The sequence below is a fragment of the Paraburkholderia tuberum STM678 genome (assembly GCF_902833905.1).
In the GTDB taxonomy this organism is placed as follows: Bacteria; Pseudomonadota; Gammaproteobacteria; order Burkholderiales; family Burkholderiaceae; genus Paraburkholderia; species Paraburkholderia tuberum.
This window is the reverse complement of record NZ_CADFGP010000001.1, coordinates 161,919-177,252: the sequence shown is the minus strand read 5'-3', so window position 1 is coordinate 177,252 and position 15,334 is coordinate 161,919. Positions and strand designations below refer to the sequence as shown.

Genomic DNA, 15,334 nt, shown 5'->3' with positions numbered 1-15,334 from the left:
CGCACCCAGCGCCTGCCGGATGCGCGACGGCTCGAACAACCGCCGCGAGAGGTCAGATCTTGAATCGCTCCAGGCTGGCCGGGTGGAACAGTTCGGCAGGCTGCAGGCGACGGCTCGACAATCCCTCAGCGTGGTGCTGCGCGAGGAAGCGGTCGATCACATGCTCGTTGTTCGCGAATCCGTACGACCAGAAGTCGTGCCCCATCAGACGCCGTGCATTGCGCAACTGGTCCTCGACGAACGGCAGCGTCACCTTGGTCGCCGAGGTGTCGCTCAAACGGGCCAGCGCCACTTCCTTCGATTGCTCGAACGCTTTCGCGATCGCGCCGGGCAGCCACGGGTGCTGAACCGCGAGCGTCTTGCGAATGCCCAGCGTGTGCATGATCGGGAAGAGCTGCCTGTGCTCGTACCATTCGGCGGCGCTTTTCTGCGGATCATCGAAAAGGTACTTGACCTTCGGATGCCCACGGTCGAAGCACGACGGCGCGCGCGGTCCGATCACGCCGTCAATCTCGCCTTCGGCCAGCAGGTTCGAGATCGTCTGCCCTTCGGGTGCGCTTTCCAGCACGACGCCTTCAGGCAGCTTGAGCGCAATCTTCTCCACGCGCGTCGGATCCTCGTAGCCGCCCCGCACCCAGCGGATATCCGACGCCTTCACGCCATATTCCTCTTCGAGAAAGAGCCGCACCCATACGTTGGCCGTGAGCTGGTATTCCGGCACGCCGATGCGTTTGCCTTTCAGGTCCTCGGGCCGGTCGATCCCACGGTCGGAACGCACGTAGACCGAGCTGTGTCGGAACGCGCGCGACGGAAAGACCGGCACCGCGATGTAGGGCGACGTGCCCGCGGCCGTCTTCACCGAATAGCTGCTGAGCGAAAGCTCGCAAATGTCGTAATCGGCGTGCCGGAACGCACGAAAGAAGATTTCCTCCGGGTCCTGCAGCATGAACACCGGATCGACACCGTCGATCTGGACGTCGCCGTCGATCAGCGGCCGCATCCGGTCGTAGTTGCCCACCGCGATGGAAAGTTGAAGCTTGCTCATTCCTGCTCCTGTCTGACTGTCAAAATGCTTGCCGTCGCGTGCATCGTCACGCGCCGGATTGCTGTGCCTGCCGCTCGCGCGGCACGCCGAAGAAGACGGCGATGCCGCCGATGAAAACGAGCGCCGCCACCAGCAGGATGCCGGCCGAAAAGCTGCCGGTCACGCTCTTCACCCAGCCGAGGACGATTGGTGCGAAGAAAGCGCCCACCTGACCGAGACTACTGATCACGCCAATGCCGCCGGCGGCTGCCGCGCCCTTCAGGTAGTTCGGCGGAATGGTCCAGATAATGGCTGCGGCCGCGAAATAGCTCACCGAAACGAGACTCAGGCACGCGATGGCGGCAACCGAGTTGTGCGTCAGCACCGTCAGGAGCACCGCGCCCGTGGCGCCCGCTGTCGTCGACAGCACGAAGTGCCAGCGGCGCTCGAGCCGCAGGTCGGAGCTGCGTGCGATCAGCAGCATGGCAACCGCGCCGACGATATAAGGCAGCGCCGACAGGAAGCCGATCTGCAACAGGTCGGAAACGCCCGCCTGTTTGATGATCGTGGGCGTCCAGTAATTGAGGATGGTTCCGCAAATGGGCACCGTGGCCCAGCCCGCGGCAATCACGTACACGCGCGGGTCGCGCAGCGCCGCGAGGAGTGTGCTCGGCGAGTTATGCGGCTTGCTGCGACCTTCCTCGTCGAGCGCGCCGATGACAATTCGTTTTTGATCCTCGGTCAGCCACCTTGCATCTTGCGGCCGGTCGATCAGGTAGAAGTAGGCAACGACACCGGCAATCACGGCGGGGACGCCTTCAAGGAAGAACAGCCACTGCCAGTTGCGAAAGCCCCATACGTCCATGAAGTTTTGCAGGATGAAGCCAGAAAGCGGGCCGCCGACAATCCCCGCAACCGCGATCGCCAGCAGGAACCGCGACGTGATACGAGCGCGGCGCTTCGACGGGTACCAGTACGAGAGATAGAGGATGATGCCGGGCCAAAAGCCCGCTTCGGCCGCGCCGAGGAGCGTCCGGGCGAGATAGAACTGCCATGGAGCGGTCATGAACGCCATGGCAGTCGAGATAGCGCCCCACAGCAGCATGATCCGCGTGACGGTCTTGCGGGCGCCAATGCGCCGCAGCAACAGCGTGCTCGGCACTTCGAGCAGGATGTAGCCGATAAAGAACAGACTCACGCCGAGTCCGTACGCCGCGTCGCTCAGCCCGAGATCGTGCTTCAGCTGCAGCTGCGCGAAGCTGACGTTGACGCGATCGAGATAGTTGAGGACCCAGCACAGGAAAAGAAAGCTCATTAGCCTTAACGTGATCTTGCGGTATGTCGCCTCCTCCGCCGCCGAGTCGGCTATGGCAGACAGGGATAGGTCCCCTGAGTGCAACGTTGAATGTGCCATGACTGAATCTCTCCGAATTTCACTCTGGATACCGGCCGGAACAGCGTCCCTCTCACCGTTTAATTAGAGCTCTAATATTCAGCTTACGGCGGCTTTATGTCGCTGGCAAGGACGGGTTTATACCGAGAGCAAGATCGCGAAAAATCGTGCGCCTTGACTTGCATAATTAGAGATCTAGTCATAATATGCAATCCATGTTGATGCAATGCAAGACTGGACTGGTCAGAAGGAGATAGACATGACGCCCCCATCGGAAGACGGTTTTCGTCGTCTGAACATTGCTGGCAAGGAGAAGATCGCCCGCGACGTCTGGCGCTTTGAACTGACCGACCCGCAAGGCGCACCGTTGCCGCCGTTCGAGGCAGGCGCGAACTTGACCGTCGTGGTGCCCAACGGTTCGCGACGCAGTTATTCGCTGTGCAATGACTCGCAGGAGCGCAATCGCTACGTCATCGCGGTCAAGCGTGACAGCAACGGACGGGGCGGTTCGATGAGCTTCATCGACGATACGGCCGAGGGCGGCACCGTGGACGTCTCTTTGCCCCGCAACGAGTTTCCCCTCGATGAGCGCGCAAAGTCATTCGTTCTCGTCGCGGGCGGCATCGGTATCACGCCGATGTTGTCGATGGCACGGCAGTTGCGGGCGGAAGGCCTGCGCTCGTTCAAGCTGTATTACCTCGCCCGCGATCAGGAAGGCACGGCGTTCTTCGAGGAACTGACCAGCGACGAATGGCGTTCGGACGTGAAGATTCATCACGATCACGGCGACCCGTCGAAAGCATTCGACTTCTGGCCTGTGTTCGAGAGGTCGAAGTCGGCGCAACACGTGTACTGCTGCGGCCCGCAAGCGCTGATGGACACCGTGCGGGACATGACCGGCCACTGGCCGTCGGGCACGGTGCACTTCGAGAGCTTCGGTGCAAGCAATGCGGATGCGCGCGAAAGCACGCCGTTCACCGTGCGGCTTTCGCGCAGCGGCACGTCGTTCGACATTCCCGCCAATCGCTCGATCCTCGAGGTGCTGCGCGACGCCAACGTGCGCGTGCCGAGTTCGTGCGAAAGCGGCACCTGCGGCTCGTGCAAGACAGCGTTGTGCTCAGGGGAGGTGGATCACCGGGACCTCGTGCTGCGCGACGACGAGAAAGAAACGCAGATCATGGTTTGCGTGTCGCGTGCGAAATCCGCGGAGCTGGTTCTCGATCTTTGAGCATCGCGGGCTGGGTACGAACGCGTCGCATGAAGGCCTCCAGCGCACCCAATTAGAAAAGCCCCCGCCGAGGGGCAAAAATCCTTAAATGCCGTTCTGCATGCTAGTTCCGATTCCGGAAGTCCTGACGGCTGAAACCAGCATTTCCTGAGACGACATTCCTCCGGCGCCGATTGGACGCACGCACCGATCTCCATCGCATCGATTCATCGTCTATCGAAGGGAAAATCATGGCGGCAACAGATCACTGCGTTCTGAGGTCGAAAAACTCGTTGGCCCGACGCGGGGCCGCGGGGCGTGCGTGCGCACGATCGCCGATGGATTCGAGTGGTCGTTTGGCTGGTCAGCCCCGGCCGCGCAACGGCTGCGCTTCCTGTTCGACTTCGGCTATCTGCGGCACGCGTCTGTATCGACGACGTCGATCTATCTGCACAGTGACGAAGTAAAGCGGGCACGGCAGATGAGCGACGTGTTTGCTGTACGAAAGCGAAGTCGCTTCGATGCAAGCGTGCTATCCCGGTGCCAACCAGACATAACGCAGCGACGGCAAGTCGTCGTGGCCGCCTTTGTCAGCGGGTTTTGGGGCGAAGCCCGAGTGTGATGGCAGCATGGCGCCCGACCGTTAGTTGCGCATCCGACAGGAAGACGTTCGGTCATCTGCGCCAACGTATCGGAGACCGCAGTTCGGCGCGAAGCGGACGAAGTTCGCCGCTCGGATGGCTTTACACTTGTGTCTCGTCATCCCTTGCCGAGCGGCGGCCGACTCGGGAATCCCGCCATATTGCTTAGCTGGGCCAGTTCATTCGCCGCCTCGCGCAACAGCATCGAGTACTCGTGAATCTTCTCGGTCGTCAGCCGCACCCGCGGACCGGCCAAACTGATGACGCCGACGCAACGCGAGCCGCTCACCACGGGCACCGCCACCGCTGACATGCGCGGGGCAAACACCTCGTCGATCATCGCGTAGCCACGCACGCGCGCAGCGTGCAGGAAGCCCAGCAGCGCCTTGAGCGTCGTCGGCGCATTGGGTCCAAACTCATTGGGCTGTCCAAAACCCTGCTTCAAAACCAGTGCCGCCGCCTGTTCGTCAGTCATTGTCATCAGCCATGCGTGTCCGGTCGACGTGCATGAAAGTCGTGCTGCCTGGCCCATGTCAGGATCGTAGCGAAAGCCGATGCGCTGTCCGTCCGCCTTCCCCACCCAGATGATTGCTTCGCCGTCCACCAACGACAGCCGCGCCAGTTCACCTGTCTGCGCAGCGACGCGTTCGATGATCGGCTGGGCGATATCCGCGATGCCCGTCAGGCTCAGGAATTCCAGCCCGTTCGACGTCATACGCATTGTCAGAATGTAGCGGCTGTGATCGACCAGTTGCCTGACATAGCCGCCTTCGATGAGCTCGGCGAGCACGCGGTGGCACGTGCTGCGGGGCAGGGACAAAGCGTCGGCAATCGCCAGAAGACCCGCGCCTTCGGCTTGCGTCGCCAGGAAATCAAGAATTCTCAGGCCGTTTTTGAGCGACATTTCGCGTGATTTTCATTATGTGCAATGCAGTTCCGGTGCGGAACGCCTCGCTTTCCGAGCGCAAACAATAGCACTTGTTCGTCGCCAGAAACGAACGGTTCGACATATGAGGAATTCAGGAGACAACATGTCATTTTTTGCTGATTCAGGCCTTGCCGCGGAACAACAGTCCGCGCAGGCTCACTTGATGGCGCGTCGGGCGGTGGCAGGCGCAACCGTCGGAACGGCGCTCGAATGGTTCGACTTCGCGCTGTATGGTGTGGTCGCGGCCACGATCTTTCCAAAGCTGTTTTTCCCATCGCTGGACCCGACCGCCTCGTTGCTCGCGTCGTTGGCTAGTTTCTGGGCAGGGCTGGCCGCACGCCCGCTAGGCGCGGTGATCTGCGGGATGCTCGGGGACCGTTGGGGACGCCGCAAACTGATGCTTATCACCGTGTCGGTAATGGGAGCTTCATCGTTCCTGATGGGGCTGTTGCCCACTTACCACCAGGTTGGCATCTTCGCGCCGACGTTGCTGGTGACACTGCGCATCATCCAGGGATTCGCGCTTGGCGGCGAGTCGACGGGCGCGCAACTGATGGCGGTCGAGCATGCGTCTGCTAACCGACGCGGTTGGTATTCGGGCCTGCTTGGCATCTGCTCGCCACTCAGCCAGATTCTCGCCAACTTCTCGCTCTTTACACTGGCCGCGTTGCTTTCATCGGACGACTTCGACTCCTGGGGATGGCGAGTCCCGTTCCTCGCAAGCTTTGTGCTGGTGCTGCTGGGCATCTACATCCGCAGGAAGGTTAGCGAGACACCCGCCTTCGAGGCGCTCAGGAAGAGTGGCTCGCCCACACGCGCTGCCAATCCGCTAGGCACCGTTTTCAAATATCACTGGCGCACCGCGCTTCGCCTGACGCTGTTCTTCTGTGGCCCGGCCGCACTGTTTTATCTGATCGTGGTTTTCTCGCTCAGCTATCTGACGAAACACCTCGGCGTACCAAAGCAGACCGGTTTCATGCTGCTGATGGTTGCGAATGTCTGTGCCATCGCGGGAGCGCTGGCGGGCGGTTATCTGAGCGATCGGATCGGACGCAAACGTGCGCTGATGATCGGCTCGTTCTGCACGCTGATCTGCTGCCTGATCTACTTTCCGATTCTCAACCAGAACTCGATCGCCATGACGATGGCCGTGATGGGCGCCTTCCTCGGCTTCACACAGTTCCAGAGCGGCATCCAGCCGGTGTGGTTCGCCGAGTCATTTCCGACCGATGCGCGCTACACGGGATCCGCACTGTCGTACTCGGGAGCCAACCTGCTCACCGGCGGCCCGATGCCAATCGTCGCCGTGGCGCTGCTCAATGCCTTTAACGGTTCCCCTTGGGCCATCGTGGCGGTCTGCGGCTCGCTGAACCTGATCTCCTTCCTGATGATCGCAATATCCCGGGAAACCAAAGACACGGCCCTGGAACGCTCTTCTACACACTGACACCATGACTCGCAAACTCTACATCCTCAATGGCTCCAACCTGAACATGCTGGGCGCGCGGGAGCCTCATCTTTATGGCAGCACTACGCTGAAGGACATCGAACAGAACTGCCTCGCGCTGGCCGACGCCCTCGAGTTCGACTGCGTATTCCGACAAACGAACAGCGAAAGCGAGCTGATCGACTGGATCCAGGAAGCGTTCTTGCAGGACGCCGCGCTGATCATCAATCCAGCCGGCTTTTCATTCGGTCGGATTCCGGTGCTCGACGCAGTCAAGCTCATCCGCCGACCTGTAGTGGAATTGCATATCACCAACATCCACCGACGCTCGGAGGAATATCGTCACTCGACGATTTCGGTGGCGGCTACCGCGGTAATTTGCGGGGCTGGCGCAAACGGATACTTGCTGGCAATCCGCGCGATTGACGATCTGTGGGGCAACCAGACCTGAGCCGGCTCCTCTATTCATGAAGCACGCGGGCTCCTCGATGGAGCCCGCTTCGGCAAGAGAGCAGTCGACGCTTCCAGCACGGCTTCTGGCACATCGAACCGCTCGTGCTCGTGTTCAACGGCAGTCTGCTGTCGGTGCTGTGCTTTTACGCTTTCATCAACGCGCTCAAAGGCCTGCTCGACGGCGGCCACGAGCTCGAGTTCGGCTGGGGCGTCTTCTACGCAGTGGTGGTTGCCACGTTCGCCTTCGTCATGTTCTTGCGCGAGCGGCGCGTGAATCGCGCGATCGACTCCGAACTGATAGGGCTCGACATCAAGAGCTGGCTGATGTCGGCGTGCGTCAGCGCGGCGCTGTTGCTGGCGTTTTCGATTGCATGGCTGCTCGAACGAATCGGGCACGGCCACCTGACACCGTACATCGACCCCGGCGTGCTCGCACTACTGACGCTCGTCCTGATCCCGATGCCGATCGGAACCGTGATCGGCGCGGTCAAGGAAGTGTCGCTGATCACGCCGCCGGATCTGGAGCGCGGACTGCGCGACCTGATGCAACAACTGACCGCCTACTACGGCTTCGTCAAGCACTCGCACTACGCGACGCGCGTCGGCCGCGGCCTGTTCGTCGAGGTGCATATCGTGTTGCCCGAGGCGATGGAGCACGCCGGCGTCCGCCAGCTCGATCAGATCCGCGACAGGATCTCGCGCGCAATCGGCGAATCGGGCCCGGACCGCTGGCTGACGGTGGCGTTCACGCGCGAGCCGCGCTGGTTGTAACTTTCGCGACTAGTCCCCGAACGGGTTGTTGGTGTCCTTCACTTCGGTACTGAGGTTGTATTCTGCACGCATGGCCTTGAGTACGCCCTCGATGTCGCGCTCGAAGCCGATCGCGTTACCGAAGTGGGTCATGTTCCAGTTGCAGCCTGTCTTGTCAGCCTCTTGCAATTGCGGCCGCGGCACGCGAATCTTCGCGCCATCCTCGACGATTTCCTGCAGTCGATGGATTCGCCGACTGACCTCCTGCTGAAGCTGCGAGGCATTAAGCGTCTTGCGTATCATCCAGGTCTCCTCCCGGTTGCTCGAGCCAGTCTAACGCAAGTGATGCGTTTCGCGACCTGGCGCTGAAATGCGAAGCGCCAGAGAGAAAGCAGGCGTATTGGTTCGTGGGGGTGCGTCAGCCAGCGCCGACGCGCGCGAAAGTCTGGCGGCTTTAGACGACGTTGGTTGTGCGTCGCACCACACATTTGTTCGCTGTCTCTGTCGCCGCCTGATTGTTTCCCCGATAGCCAGACATACGGATTACGAGGAACATAGGCATGCGCTAAAGGTTGCCAACGTGTAAAACCGGTGGGGGTAAGCATGGGACAACTCGACTTCAGTACCTTCGAGCACGAAGGTTGGGAGCGGGTCGCGCAGGCCTATCATGAGTATTTTGGTGATTTGACCGCCCAGTCGAACCAGGCCATGCTCGAAACCCTCTGCATTCGGCGGGGAGCCCGTTTTCTCGACGTCGCCTGCGGCCCGGGCTATCTCGCGGCGGCCGCCGCGCGCAGCGGCGCGGATGTCGCCGGGGTGGATTTCTCGGTCGCGATGGTCGACAAGGCGAGACGCGTCTTTCCGGCACTTGAGTTCCGCGTCGGCGACGCGGAGGATTTGCCATTTCCCGACGCAAGCTTCTCGGCGGTGGGGATCAGCTTCGGAATGTTGCACTTTGCACACCCCGAGCGCGCACTCGCGGAGGCGTTTCGTGTACTGCAACCTAACGGCAGAATCGCCTTCACGGTATGGGCGACACCGAACAAGGCGGTTGGCTTCGGCATGGTGTTGAAGGCGATCGAGGAGCACGGGACGACCGACGTACCCGTCCCGCCGGGACCACCCTTCTTCCGATTCAGCGATTGGGAGGAATCGAAGCGCCTGTTACTCGATGCCGGGTTCGTCCAACCGGAGGTGCGGGAGTTGGACCTCACGCTCGTGCTTCGTGCTCCCAATACACCTTTTCATGCACTCCTGCGTGGTGGCGTGCGGGTTTCCGCGTTGCTACACGCGCAGACGCCGGCCGCGCTAGCGTCTATTGAACGGGCCGTCGCACACGAGGCGCAGGCGTATCGCAGCGATACTGGGGACCTCAGGCTTCCGATGAGCTGCGTTCTGGCTTCCGCACTCAAGCCTTAGGGCGAGCGGGTTGACTCAACTCAACTAGACCGTCGCGGCGAGCTTGAATTCATCGAACCTGGCTACTGGTGGCGATAGTTCCTGGACTTCCAGACGGTCCACCAGAGCTGCATGGGCACCGTCAACCAGCCAATCGCAGATTCGCTCGAGTTCTTCAGCGTGTCCTTGCAACACAGCCTCGACCGAACCGTCCATCCGGTTGCGCACCCAACCCGTGATGCCTCGAGCCGTGGCCTCGTTGATGCAAGCCTGCCGGTAACCTACCCCCTGCACGTGGCCATATACCCTGACCAGTCTGGTCCGTAAATCGGTATCGAACTGTGGCGTCATGATGCACGTAACTCCAGGTCGGATAAGACGCAGCGCAATTGCCTCTGGTCGCTGTCGCTGTCAGTCCGGAAGCAAAAGCTCTGCTCGACACGAATCGCGAATTCGACAGTCAACCTCCGCGCACCTCGTCGCTTTCGCCTGCCGAGTCTGTCGCCTCCCAATCCGCCTTCGTCGTTGCTGCTGGCGTCACCGGCTTGATACGTGTCCACCACGCGGTATTTGCCGGTGCATGGAAGCGGAACTGCGTGCTCCATGCCGCCCAGAACTCCCGCTGTGCGGCCTGGGACGTCGGGAGAACAAAACCTAATTTCTCAGCGAGTGCCGGCAGATAAAGGTCAAACGCTGATTTGACAACGTCGCCCCAGCTTCTTGCCTCTAGAATCGCAAGCCGATACGCAATTGCCGCAATGGCGGCCGCAATCGCAGCGTTCTGAAAAAGATCCGCCAACAGGTAATTACCGGCCAGTCCGTCGGCAAGCCAGATGTCAATCGCTCGCACCAAGGTAAAGATGGACGTAAAGGTACCCAGAACGACGAGTCCGACCAGAAAGTCGACTGGCGCTCTCGCATCGGCGATGATTGCCTGATAGTCCTTTGGGATGACTGCAAGAAGACGCGGCCATACGAATATGCTGTCAACCTTATAGACTTCGCTCGAGTAACCCTCGAATGCACGCAACGTGTTCCCAAAGGCCGTAGGAAGAACGAGATTTTCATGCCGGGGGAAATCACGGGCGTTCCGCTCCTGGTTGCGGTACAGCCTCGCCCTTACGGTGGCTCGGTTCGATTCAGCCTTTCTGTATTCCAATGATTCCTTTGAGGCTTTAAGCCGCTCGATTGTACTGTTCTCTGTAGCGAGTTCCGTACGGAGGCGTTCTATGAGGTCCAGCTGACGATTGCGGCGATTTCGCTCATCGCGCTTCCAGGCCTCGCGATTGAATGGCCATTTGTATCCTTCGAGGACCTGATAAAACCAGTTGTTCAATACCAACAGGATCAGCGATAGGACCCATACGATGATGAGGAAAGAGAACAGGCTTCCAACCTTGTCGCTGTCCGAGGTCGCTTTGAGTAGCAAATCGCAAAATGCCGGGATATCGGCGTTTGCCGCGAGAAAGCCTGTAAAGCCAAGCAGGGCCGGCAAAAAGAAGCCGAGGATAAATGCTTTGTCCAGCAGTTTCGATAGGCCCGAGAGCATCGGAGATTATCCCTTGGCAAGTTCAGCGACGCACTGGCGGTGGGTTGTCATCATCTGGGTCCTGCTGCGACTGTCCCGGAAGACCTCCGAATTGAAGAGCCCGGTGAACCGCATTCAAATCGATGCTTGCCAGTTTGCTCGGCGGCGTTGCTGAGCCGGAGTCGTCTACAAGATGTTGATAGAGGAAATCGACAACCGCACTGAGCGCATTGAGGGCGCTCGCGTAATCTCGTGCAATCGCCAGGTCGTGGACTTCTACGGCCCGCCTCATCACCAATTCGCGTAGCGGTTCCGGTGCTGATTCGTATTGGCGAGCAAACGCGGCGTTCCGTTTGATCTCTTCAAGCCGGTCAATCGCTTTTGAGGCACTGCGGCGGCTCTGCCCCCTAGGTACATGCGTGGCGCTGCGTCCGACCACTTTTGTCAGCAGTTCGACGATTTCACGAGATGAGTTTTCTTTCATCCTGGCTCTCCAAGGGGGAAAACACACTCGCCTCCCCGCCCGCCCGGTCGTCAATGCTCGAACCGTTACTCGATGTTAGTACAGCTGTTCGGTAGGAGGAAACAGTATATCGGTGCGTAGGCCGCGGAAGTGTCACGTGGACTTCGCAACAAGTGAACTATCGCCGGGTTCCTCGCTGCCTCGCACATACGGTTGGTCAAGCGAGCGGCACAGGACAATCCCTGAACGCTTGCCGGGCAATGTTCAGGAACATGCGGGCGCAATTCTCCGCAGCGAAATGTTGGTTTCCGACCGTCGCTGCCCGGTCAAAGTGTAGGGTGAGTCCCACCACCGAGTCCAGGTCGCCACTGTCACGCGAGCATTCAACGCCTACGCAGCCCGTTAGCGGCACGCTTGCCTGACAGCCCCTCCGTCGGCACGGTCTTTGCGTCCAGAAACTGCGTCAACCGGAGATAGCCATGATGCGATGTTTTGCGGACTTCGCTCCCAAGCAAGCGCTGCGCGGCAGTGCAGCCGTACTTGCTGCCACCATACTCCTAACAGCATGCGGGACGGGAATGGCGGCATTCGCCGGACTGCTTCCGAAATCCGACGGGGTAGCGACCGCAGTGACCGCTACGCCGTTGGTCGAACTGCAGACCACGATGACGAATCTAATCGAATCCGGTTACGAGGACATTTCCGCAGCTACTGACTAAGCTCGCCCGCAAGCTCGGCGGTGCCGCGCCGCGCCACGTGATATCACTGTCGGAACCGACTTCACCGTTTATCAGGTGTTGAACACGGTTCGTCTTCAACTCTGTTCTCTGCCATTAGCTATGCTTCTCTCTGTGTCTTGCGCCCGCCGCGAAGCACGGCCACCAAACACCGGCACAGTCGCTTGCGCACGACCCAATGATCGGTCCGACAGGTACCGTTACGTCACCAGCGGGTAGGCACGGTCGCATTGATTGCGTTCGAGCAATGCCCAACACCTGGCGGACCACCGCGTACTGCACGAACATAGGAGCGAAACGTGGCAAATATTGACTTCGAGAACCTCCGGCAGTTGTTTCCAGTCACCGACGATATTCCCGATTCCGTCCGCCTCGCGGAGCCGATTCATCAGCGCGTCTCGCTCGTCGATGGAGAACTGAAGGCATGGGATGGCGCCTGCAAGAGCGTGCAGTCGCCAGTCTGCGTGCGACAAGCCTCCGGCGACGCTGAACAGGTCGTAATTGGCAGTTATCCGGTCATGGACGAGGTCGAGAGCGATGCCGCGCTGAACGCGGCCGTGCGAGCCTACGATCACGGCCGCGGTGAGTGGCCAACGATGACAGTCGCGCAGCGCATCGGCTGCATGCAAGACTTCATTCGTCTCATGGCCGCCAGTCGCCATGAGATTGTGAATCTGATCATGTGGGAAATCGGCAAGAGCCTTGCCGATTCGCAGAAGGAGTTCGACCGCACCATCAGCTATATGCAAGACACTATCTCGGCGCTCAAGGAGCTAGACAATAGCAACTCGCGCTTTGTCATCGCCGAGGGCACAATCGGCCAGATTCGCCGCACCCCGCTGGGCGTCGTACTGTGCATGGGGCCTTACAACTATCCGCTGAACGAAACGTTCGCGACGCTCATTCCCGCATTGCTGATGGGCAACACCGTCGTGTTCAAGCCGCCCCAATATGGCACGCTGCTGTTCTTTCCACTGCTCGAGGCTTTCCGCTCTGCTTTCCCGAAAGGCGTCGTCAACACGATTTATGCACCGGGTGCGGTGGTGGTGCCACACATGCTCGCCTCAGGAAAGATCGACGTGCTTGCCCTCATCGGCTCAAGCAAGGTTGCAGACCACCTGAAAAAACAGCACCCAAAGTCGCATCGGCTACGCGCCGTTCTCGGCCTTGACGCCAAAAACGCCGCGATTGTGTTGGCTGACGCCGACATAGACCTCGCCGTGAAGGAATGTCTGCTCGGTACGTTGTCGTTCAATGGTCAACGGTGCACAGCGCTCAAGATATTGATGGTGCACCGCTCGATCGTCGATACGTTTCTTCAGCGCTTTAACGCAGCGCTCAAAAATCTCAAGGTCGGCATGCCGTGGGAACAGGGTGTGTCCATTACACCGCTGCCGGGCATGCATCGCACGGCCTACATGACTCAGGCAATTGACGATGCGAAAGCGAAAGGCGCGGCGGTCGTGAACGAAGGGGGTGGCGTGTTCTGCAAAACTCTTTTCTATCCGGCCGTGGTGTACCCCGTGAAGGAAGGGATGATGCTCTATCGTGAGGAACAGTTCGGACCGATCATCCCAGTCGTGCCGTTCGATGACATCGATACACCACTCGAGTATGTCATCACTTCGGACCACGGTCAGCAGGTCAGCATTTTCGGCACCGACGCTGCCCAAATTGGATCGCTGGTCGACCCGCTCGTCAATCAGGTGTGCCGCGTCAATCTCAACAGCCAGTGCCAGCGAGGCCCAGACGTCTTTCCGTTTGCCGGCCGCAAGGATTCTGCGGAAGGTACGCTATCGGTCACCGATGCGTTGCGCGCGTTCTCGATTCGCTCCATGGTCGCGGCCAAGGAGAGCGACCTGAACAAGACGCTGCTCGATACGATGGTCACGAATCATCACTCGAAGTTCGTGAATACCGGTTTTATCTTTTAGCGGCTCGATGGGTATCGAGCTCGAGTCCCGGTGCGGAGATTCAGCGCGCGACGCCGTAAAGGTCAGCGCATCGCGCGCATGGTTGAGTGAAAGGGAGCAAGCGGCTGTTATTGAATGTCAGTCCGCAATCTCCGGCTCGACCAGCTTCGCCAGTTGCGCGAGCGACTCCTGCCAGCCGAGGTAACACATCTCGACCGGAATCATCTCGGGGATGCCTTCCTGCACGATGTTCAGTTCGGTCCCGCACGACACCTGCCGCAACGAAACGGTCGTGTGCATCTGACCGGGCAGATTCGGGTCGTCGAAACGGTCCGAATAGCGGATCTTTTCGAACGGCACCAGTTCGATGTACTCGCCGCCGAACGAGTGCCCCTTGCCCGAGCCGAAGTTATGAAACGACATCCTGTAGGTGCCGCCGACGCGCGCATCCATCTGATGCACGTCGCAGGTGAAGCCATGCGGCGGTAGCCATTTCGCCATCGCGGCGGGTTCGAGGAACGCGCGATAGATACGCTCGGGCGTCGTGCGCAAAACACGGTGGAATTTGACGGTTCCGGTAGCCATGATGAGTGTGCCTTTCACTGGAGGGGTTGGACATACTGTCGCGACGCGCCCGCGTTGCGGGAATCGACACGCATGAGACCAGGCAAAACCCGTAAACGGTTGACACTCGTTTAGCAGATGCATCGCCCCATACGGACTGCGTTGCGGTCGAAGCGTCCCCGGTCGCCATAGCGTCCCCGTCCTTTTCAGATGATCGATGATTGCAACGCATCAGGGACCGCCGGCCTACGCCGGCCATTGAAGTCCGGATGCATGGCTGCAATCGTTACCTTCAATCCGTTGCAAACGAGAACTTGGCAAGCCGGGGGCGTCCATGCATGATGTATAGGCAACTTGATGAGCAGGGACTTCACGCGGCGAGTTTCTGCTGAACCGGTTGATCGTCTTTCACCGGTTCGCCATCCCTGAAGGCAATGCCTTCCAGCAACAGCTTGATCTTTTCGGGCCCTTGACGCGGCGCCAGGCTTTCTCGGCTTCCTCGATCAGCTTGAATGCCAGACCAAGGAAGGTGGGTCGCGACACACAGTTGCGCGTGCGCGTCGTACGGTGTCGCACCGTCGCGAACGTCGACTCAATCGCATTCGTGGTCCGCAAATGCTGCCAGTGCTCAGCCGGGAAGTCGTAAAACGCCAGCAGGCTTTCCCGGTCCTTCTTCAACGTTTCCGTTGCCTTCGATATTTCGCCGCGTAGACCGTCACGAAACGATCAAACGCGCCTTCCATTCGCCATTCGAGGTCTTTGCCCCAACACTTGCTTCAGCAGCTCAACCTCAAGGCTCTAAGCATTAAACCCGCCGTTGCGCTTCGACCTTGAAACCGCCGTTTACGTACGGCCATAAAACATAATTCGTATTACATATAGGCGATA

At 59.7% G+C, this 15,334-nt stretch carries 13 protein-coding genes and 3 pseudogenes; 7 read left to right on the top strand and 9 right to left on the bottom strand.

What is annotated here, in order from left to right:
* Window positions 1–52: 52 nt before the first annotated feature.
* Both HWY30_RS00790 and HWY30_RS00785 read right to left on the bottom strand, forming a co-directional pair.
* Window positions 53–1,045 carry an ABC transporter substrate-binding protein gene (locus HWY30_RS00790; protein WP_090810780.1) on the bottom strand — a complete coding sequence of 331 codons (993 nt, stop codon included), beginning with the start codon at window positions 1,043–1,045 and terminating at the stop codon, window positions 53–55.
* 46 nt (window positions 1,046–1,091) lie between these two features.
* On the bottom strand, window positions 1,092–2,438 hold the full coding sequence (locus HWY30_RS00785) for an MFS transporter (RefSeq protein ID WP_090810778.1): 1,347 nt from the start codon (window positions 2,436–2,438) through the stop codon (window positions 1,092–1,094).
* 238 nt (window positions 2,439–2,676) lie between these two features.
* On the opposite strand from HWY30_RS00785, the gene HWY30_RS00780 reads away from it, so the two are divergent.
* Both HWY30_RS00780 and HWY30_RS43290 read left to right on the top strand, forming a co-directional pair.
* Complete coding sequence (locus HWY30_RS00780; RefSeq protein WP_090810776.1) at window positions 2,677–3,645, top strand: PDR/VanB family oxidoreductase; 969 nt, start codon at window positions 2,677–2,679, stop codon at window positions 3,643–3,645.
* 391 nt (window positions 3,646–4,036) lie between these two features.
* Window positions 4,037–4,132, top strand: a pseudogene (locus HWY30_RS43290) (tyrosine-type recombinase/integrase); the annotation flags it as partial.
* Window positions 4,133–4,383: 251 nt separating this feature from the next.
* On the opposite strand, the gene HWY30_RS00770 reads toward HWY30_RS43290, so the two are convergent.
* A complete protein-coding gene (locus tag HWY30_RS00770) occupies window positions 4,384–5,169 on the bottom strand; it encodes an IclR family transcriptional regulator (RefSeq protein ID WP_018422624.1) in 786 nt (261 codons plus the stop codon).
* A gap of 187 nt (window positions 5,170–5,356) precedes the next feature.
* Between HWY30_RS00770 and HWY30_RS00765 the strand changes: the two genes are divergently transcribed.
* From HWY30_RS00765 to HWY30_RS00755, 3 genes and pseudogenes are all read left to right on the top strand, one after another.
* Entirely contained in the window at window positions 5,357–6,640 is a 1,284-nt protein-coding gene (locus tag HWY30_RS00765) for an MFS transporter (protein WP_090811841.1), read from the top strand.
* A gap of 4 nt (window positions 6,641–6,644) precedes the next feature.
* A complete protein-coding gene (locus tag HWY30_RS00760) occupies window positions 6,645–7,091 on the top strand; it encodes a type II 3-dehydroquinate dehydratase (protein ID WP_090810774.1) in 447 nt (148 codons plus the stop codon).
* A 62-nt stretch (window positions 7,092–7,153) separates the two neighbouring features.
* Window positions 7,154–7,864: pseudogene (locus tag HWY30_RS00755) on the top strand (cation diffusion facilitator family transporter); the annotation flags it as partial.
* A 9-nt stretch (window positions 7,865–7,873) separates the two neighbouring features.
* Here the strand turns inward: HWY30_RS00755 and HWY30_RS00750 are convergent.
* On the bottom strand, window positions 7,874–8,146 hold the full coding sequence (locus HWY30_RS00750) for a hypothetical protein (protein ID WP_090810772.1): 273 nt from the start codon (window positions 8,144–8,146) through the stop codon (window positions 7,874–7,876).
* Window positions 8,147–8,446: 300 nt separating this feature from the next.
* On the opposite strand from HWY30_RS00750, the gene HWY30_RS00745 reads away from it, so the two are divergent.
* The gene (locus HWY30_RS00745) at window positions 8,447–9,262 is read left to right on the top strand and encodes a class I SAM-dependent methyltransferase (protein WP_090810770.1); all 816 of its coding nucleotides are present in this window, start codon (window positions 8,447–8,449) and stop codon (window positions 9,260–9,262) included.
* Window positions 9,263–9,286: 24 nt separating this feature from the next.
* On the opposite strand, the gene HWY30_RS00740 is transcribed toward HWY30_RS00745, so the two are convergent.
* The 3 genes from HWY30_RS00740 to HWY30_RS00730 all read right to left on the bottom strand — a co-directional run bounded on the left by HWY30_RS00740 (window position 9,287) and on the right by HWY30_RS00730 (window position 11,253).
* On the bottom strand, window positions 9,287–9,592 hold the full coding sequence (locus HWY30_RS00740) for an acylphosphatase (protein WP_090810768.1): 306 nt from the start codon (window positions 9,590–9,592) through the stop codon (window positions 9,287–9,289).
* A 109-nt stretch (window positions 9,593–9,701) separates the two neighbouring features.
* Window positions 9,702–10,790 carry a hypothetical protein gene (locus tag HWY30_RS00735; RefSeq protein ID WP_090810766.1) on the bottom strand — a complete coding sequence of 363 codons (1,089 nt, stop codon included), beginning with the start codon at window positions 10,788–10,790 and terminating at the stop codon, window positions 9,702–9,704.
* A gap of 22 nt (window positions 10,791–10,812) precedes the next feature.
* Window positions 10,813–11,253, bottom strand: a complete 441-nt coding sequence (locus tag HWY30_RS00730) for a hypothetical protein (RefSeq protein ID WP_090810764.1) — start codon at window positions 11,251–11,253, stop codon at window positions 10,813–10,815.
* A 1,015-nt stretch (window positions 11,254–12,268) separates the two neighbouring features.
* Here HWY30_RS00730 and HWY30_RS00725 point away from each other — a divergent pair.
* On the top strand, window positions 12,269–13,903 hold the full coding sequence (locus HWY30_RS00725) for an NADP-dependent glyceraldehyde-3-phosphate dehydrogenase (protein ID WP_090810759.1): 1,635 nt from the start codon (window positions 12,269–12,271) through the stop codon (window positions 13,901–13,903).
* 117 nt (window positions 13,904–14,020) lie between these two features.
* Here the strand turns inward: HWY30_RS00725 and HWY30_RS00720 are convergent, their stop codons facing one another.
* Together HWY30_RS00720 and HWY30_RS00715 are read right to left on the bottom strand one after the other, a co-directional pair.
* On the bottom strand, window positions 14,021–14,467 hold the full coding sequence (locus HWY30_RS00720) for an SRPBCC family protein (RefSeq protein ID WP_090810757.1): 447 nt from the start codon (window positions 14,465–14,467) through the stop codon (window positions 14,021–14,023).
* A 349-nt stretch (window positions 14,468–14,816) separates the two neighbouring features.
* Window positions 14,817–15,180: pseudogene (locus tag HWY30_RS00715) on the bottom strand (transposase); the annotation flags it as partial.
* Window positions 15,181–15,334: the final 154 nt, after the last annotated feature.

What these genes read in the sequence shown, in the direction of transcription:
- HWY30_RS00790 (WP_090810780.1), bottom strand. Translation starts at nt 1,045, where the DNA reads ATGAGCAAGCTTCAACTTTCCATCGCGGTGGGCAACTACGACCGGATG.
- HWY30_RS00735 (WP_090810766.1), bottom strand. Translation starts at nt 10,790, where the DNA reads ATGCTCTCGGGCCTATCGAAACTGCTGGACAAAGCATTTATCCTCGGC.
- HWY30_RS00780 (WP_090810776.1), top strand. Translation starts at nt 2,677, where the DNA reads ATGACGCCCCCATCGGAAGACGGTTTTCGTCGTCTGAACATTGCTGGC.
- HWY30_RS00740 (WP_090810768.1), bottom strand. Translation starts at nt 9,592, where the DNA reads ATGACGCCACAGTTCGATACCGATTTACGGACCAGACTGGTCAGGGTA.
- HWY30_RS00750 (WP_090810772.1), bottom strand. Translation starts at nt 8,146, where the DNA reads ATGATACGCAAGACGCTTAATGCCTCGCAGCTTCAGCAGGAGGTCAGT.
- HWY30_RS00770 (WP_018422624.1), bottom strand. Translation starts at nt 5,169, where the DNA reads ATGTCGCTCAAAAACGGCCTGAGAATTCTTGATTTCCTGGCGACGCAA.
- HWY30_RS00785 (WP_090810778.1), bottom strand. Translation starts at nt 2,438, where the DNA reads ATGGCACATTCAACGTTGCACTCAGGGGACCTATCCCTGTCTGCCATA.
- HWY30_RS00720 (WP_090810757.1), bottom strand. Translation starts at nt 14,467, where the DNA reads ATGGCTACCGGAACCGTCAAATTCCACCGTGTTTTGCGCACGACGCCC.
- HWY30_RS00760 (WP_090810774.1), top strand. Translation starts at nt 6,645, where the DNA reads ATGACTCGCAAACTCTACATCCTCAATGGCTCCAACCTGAACATGCTG.
- HWY30_RS00730 (WP_090810764.1), bottom strand. Translation starts at nt 11,253, where the DNA reads ATGAAAGAAAACTCATCTCGTGAAATCGTCGAACTGCTGACAAAAGTG.
- HWY30_RS00765 (WP_090811841.1), top strand. Translation starts at nt 5,357, where the DNA reads ATGGCGCGTCGGGCGGTGGCAGGCGCAACCGTCGGAACGGCGCTCGAA.
- HWY30_RS00745 (WP_090810770.1), top strand. Translation starts at nt 8,447, where the DNA reads ATGGGACAACTCGACTTCAGTACCTTCGAGCACGAAGGTTGGGAGCGG.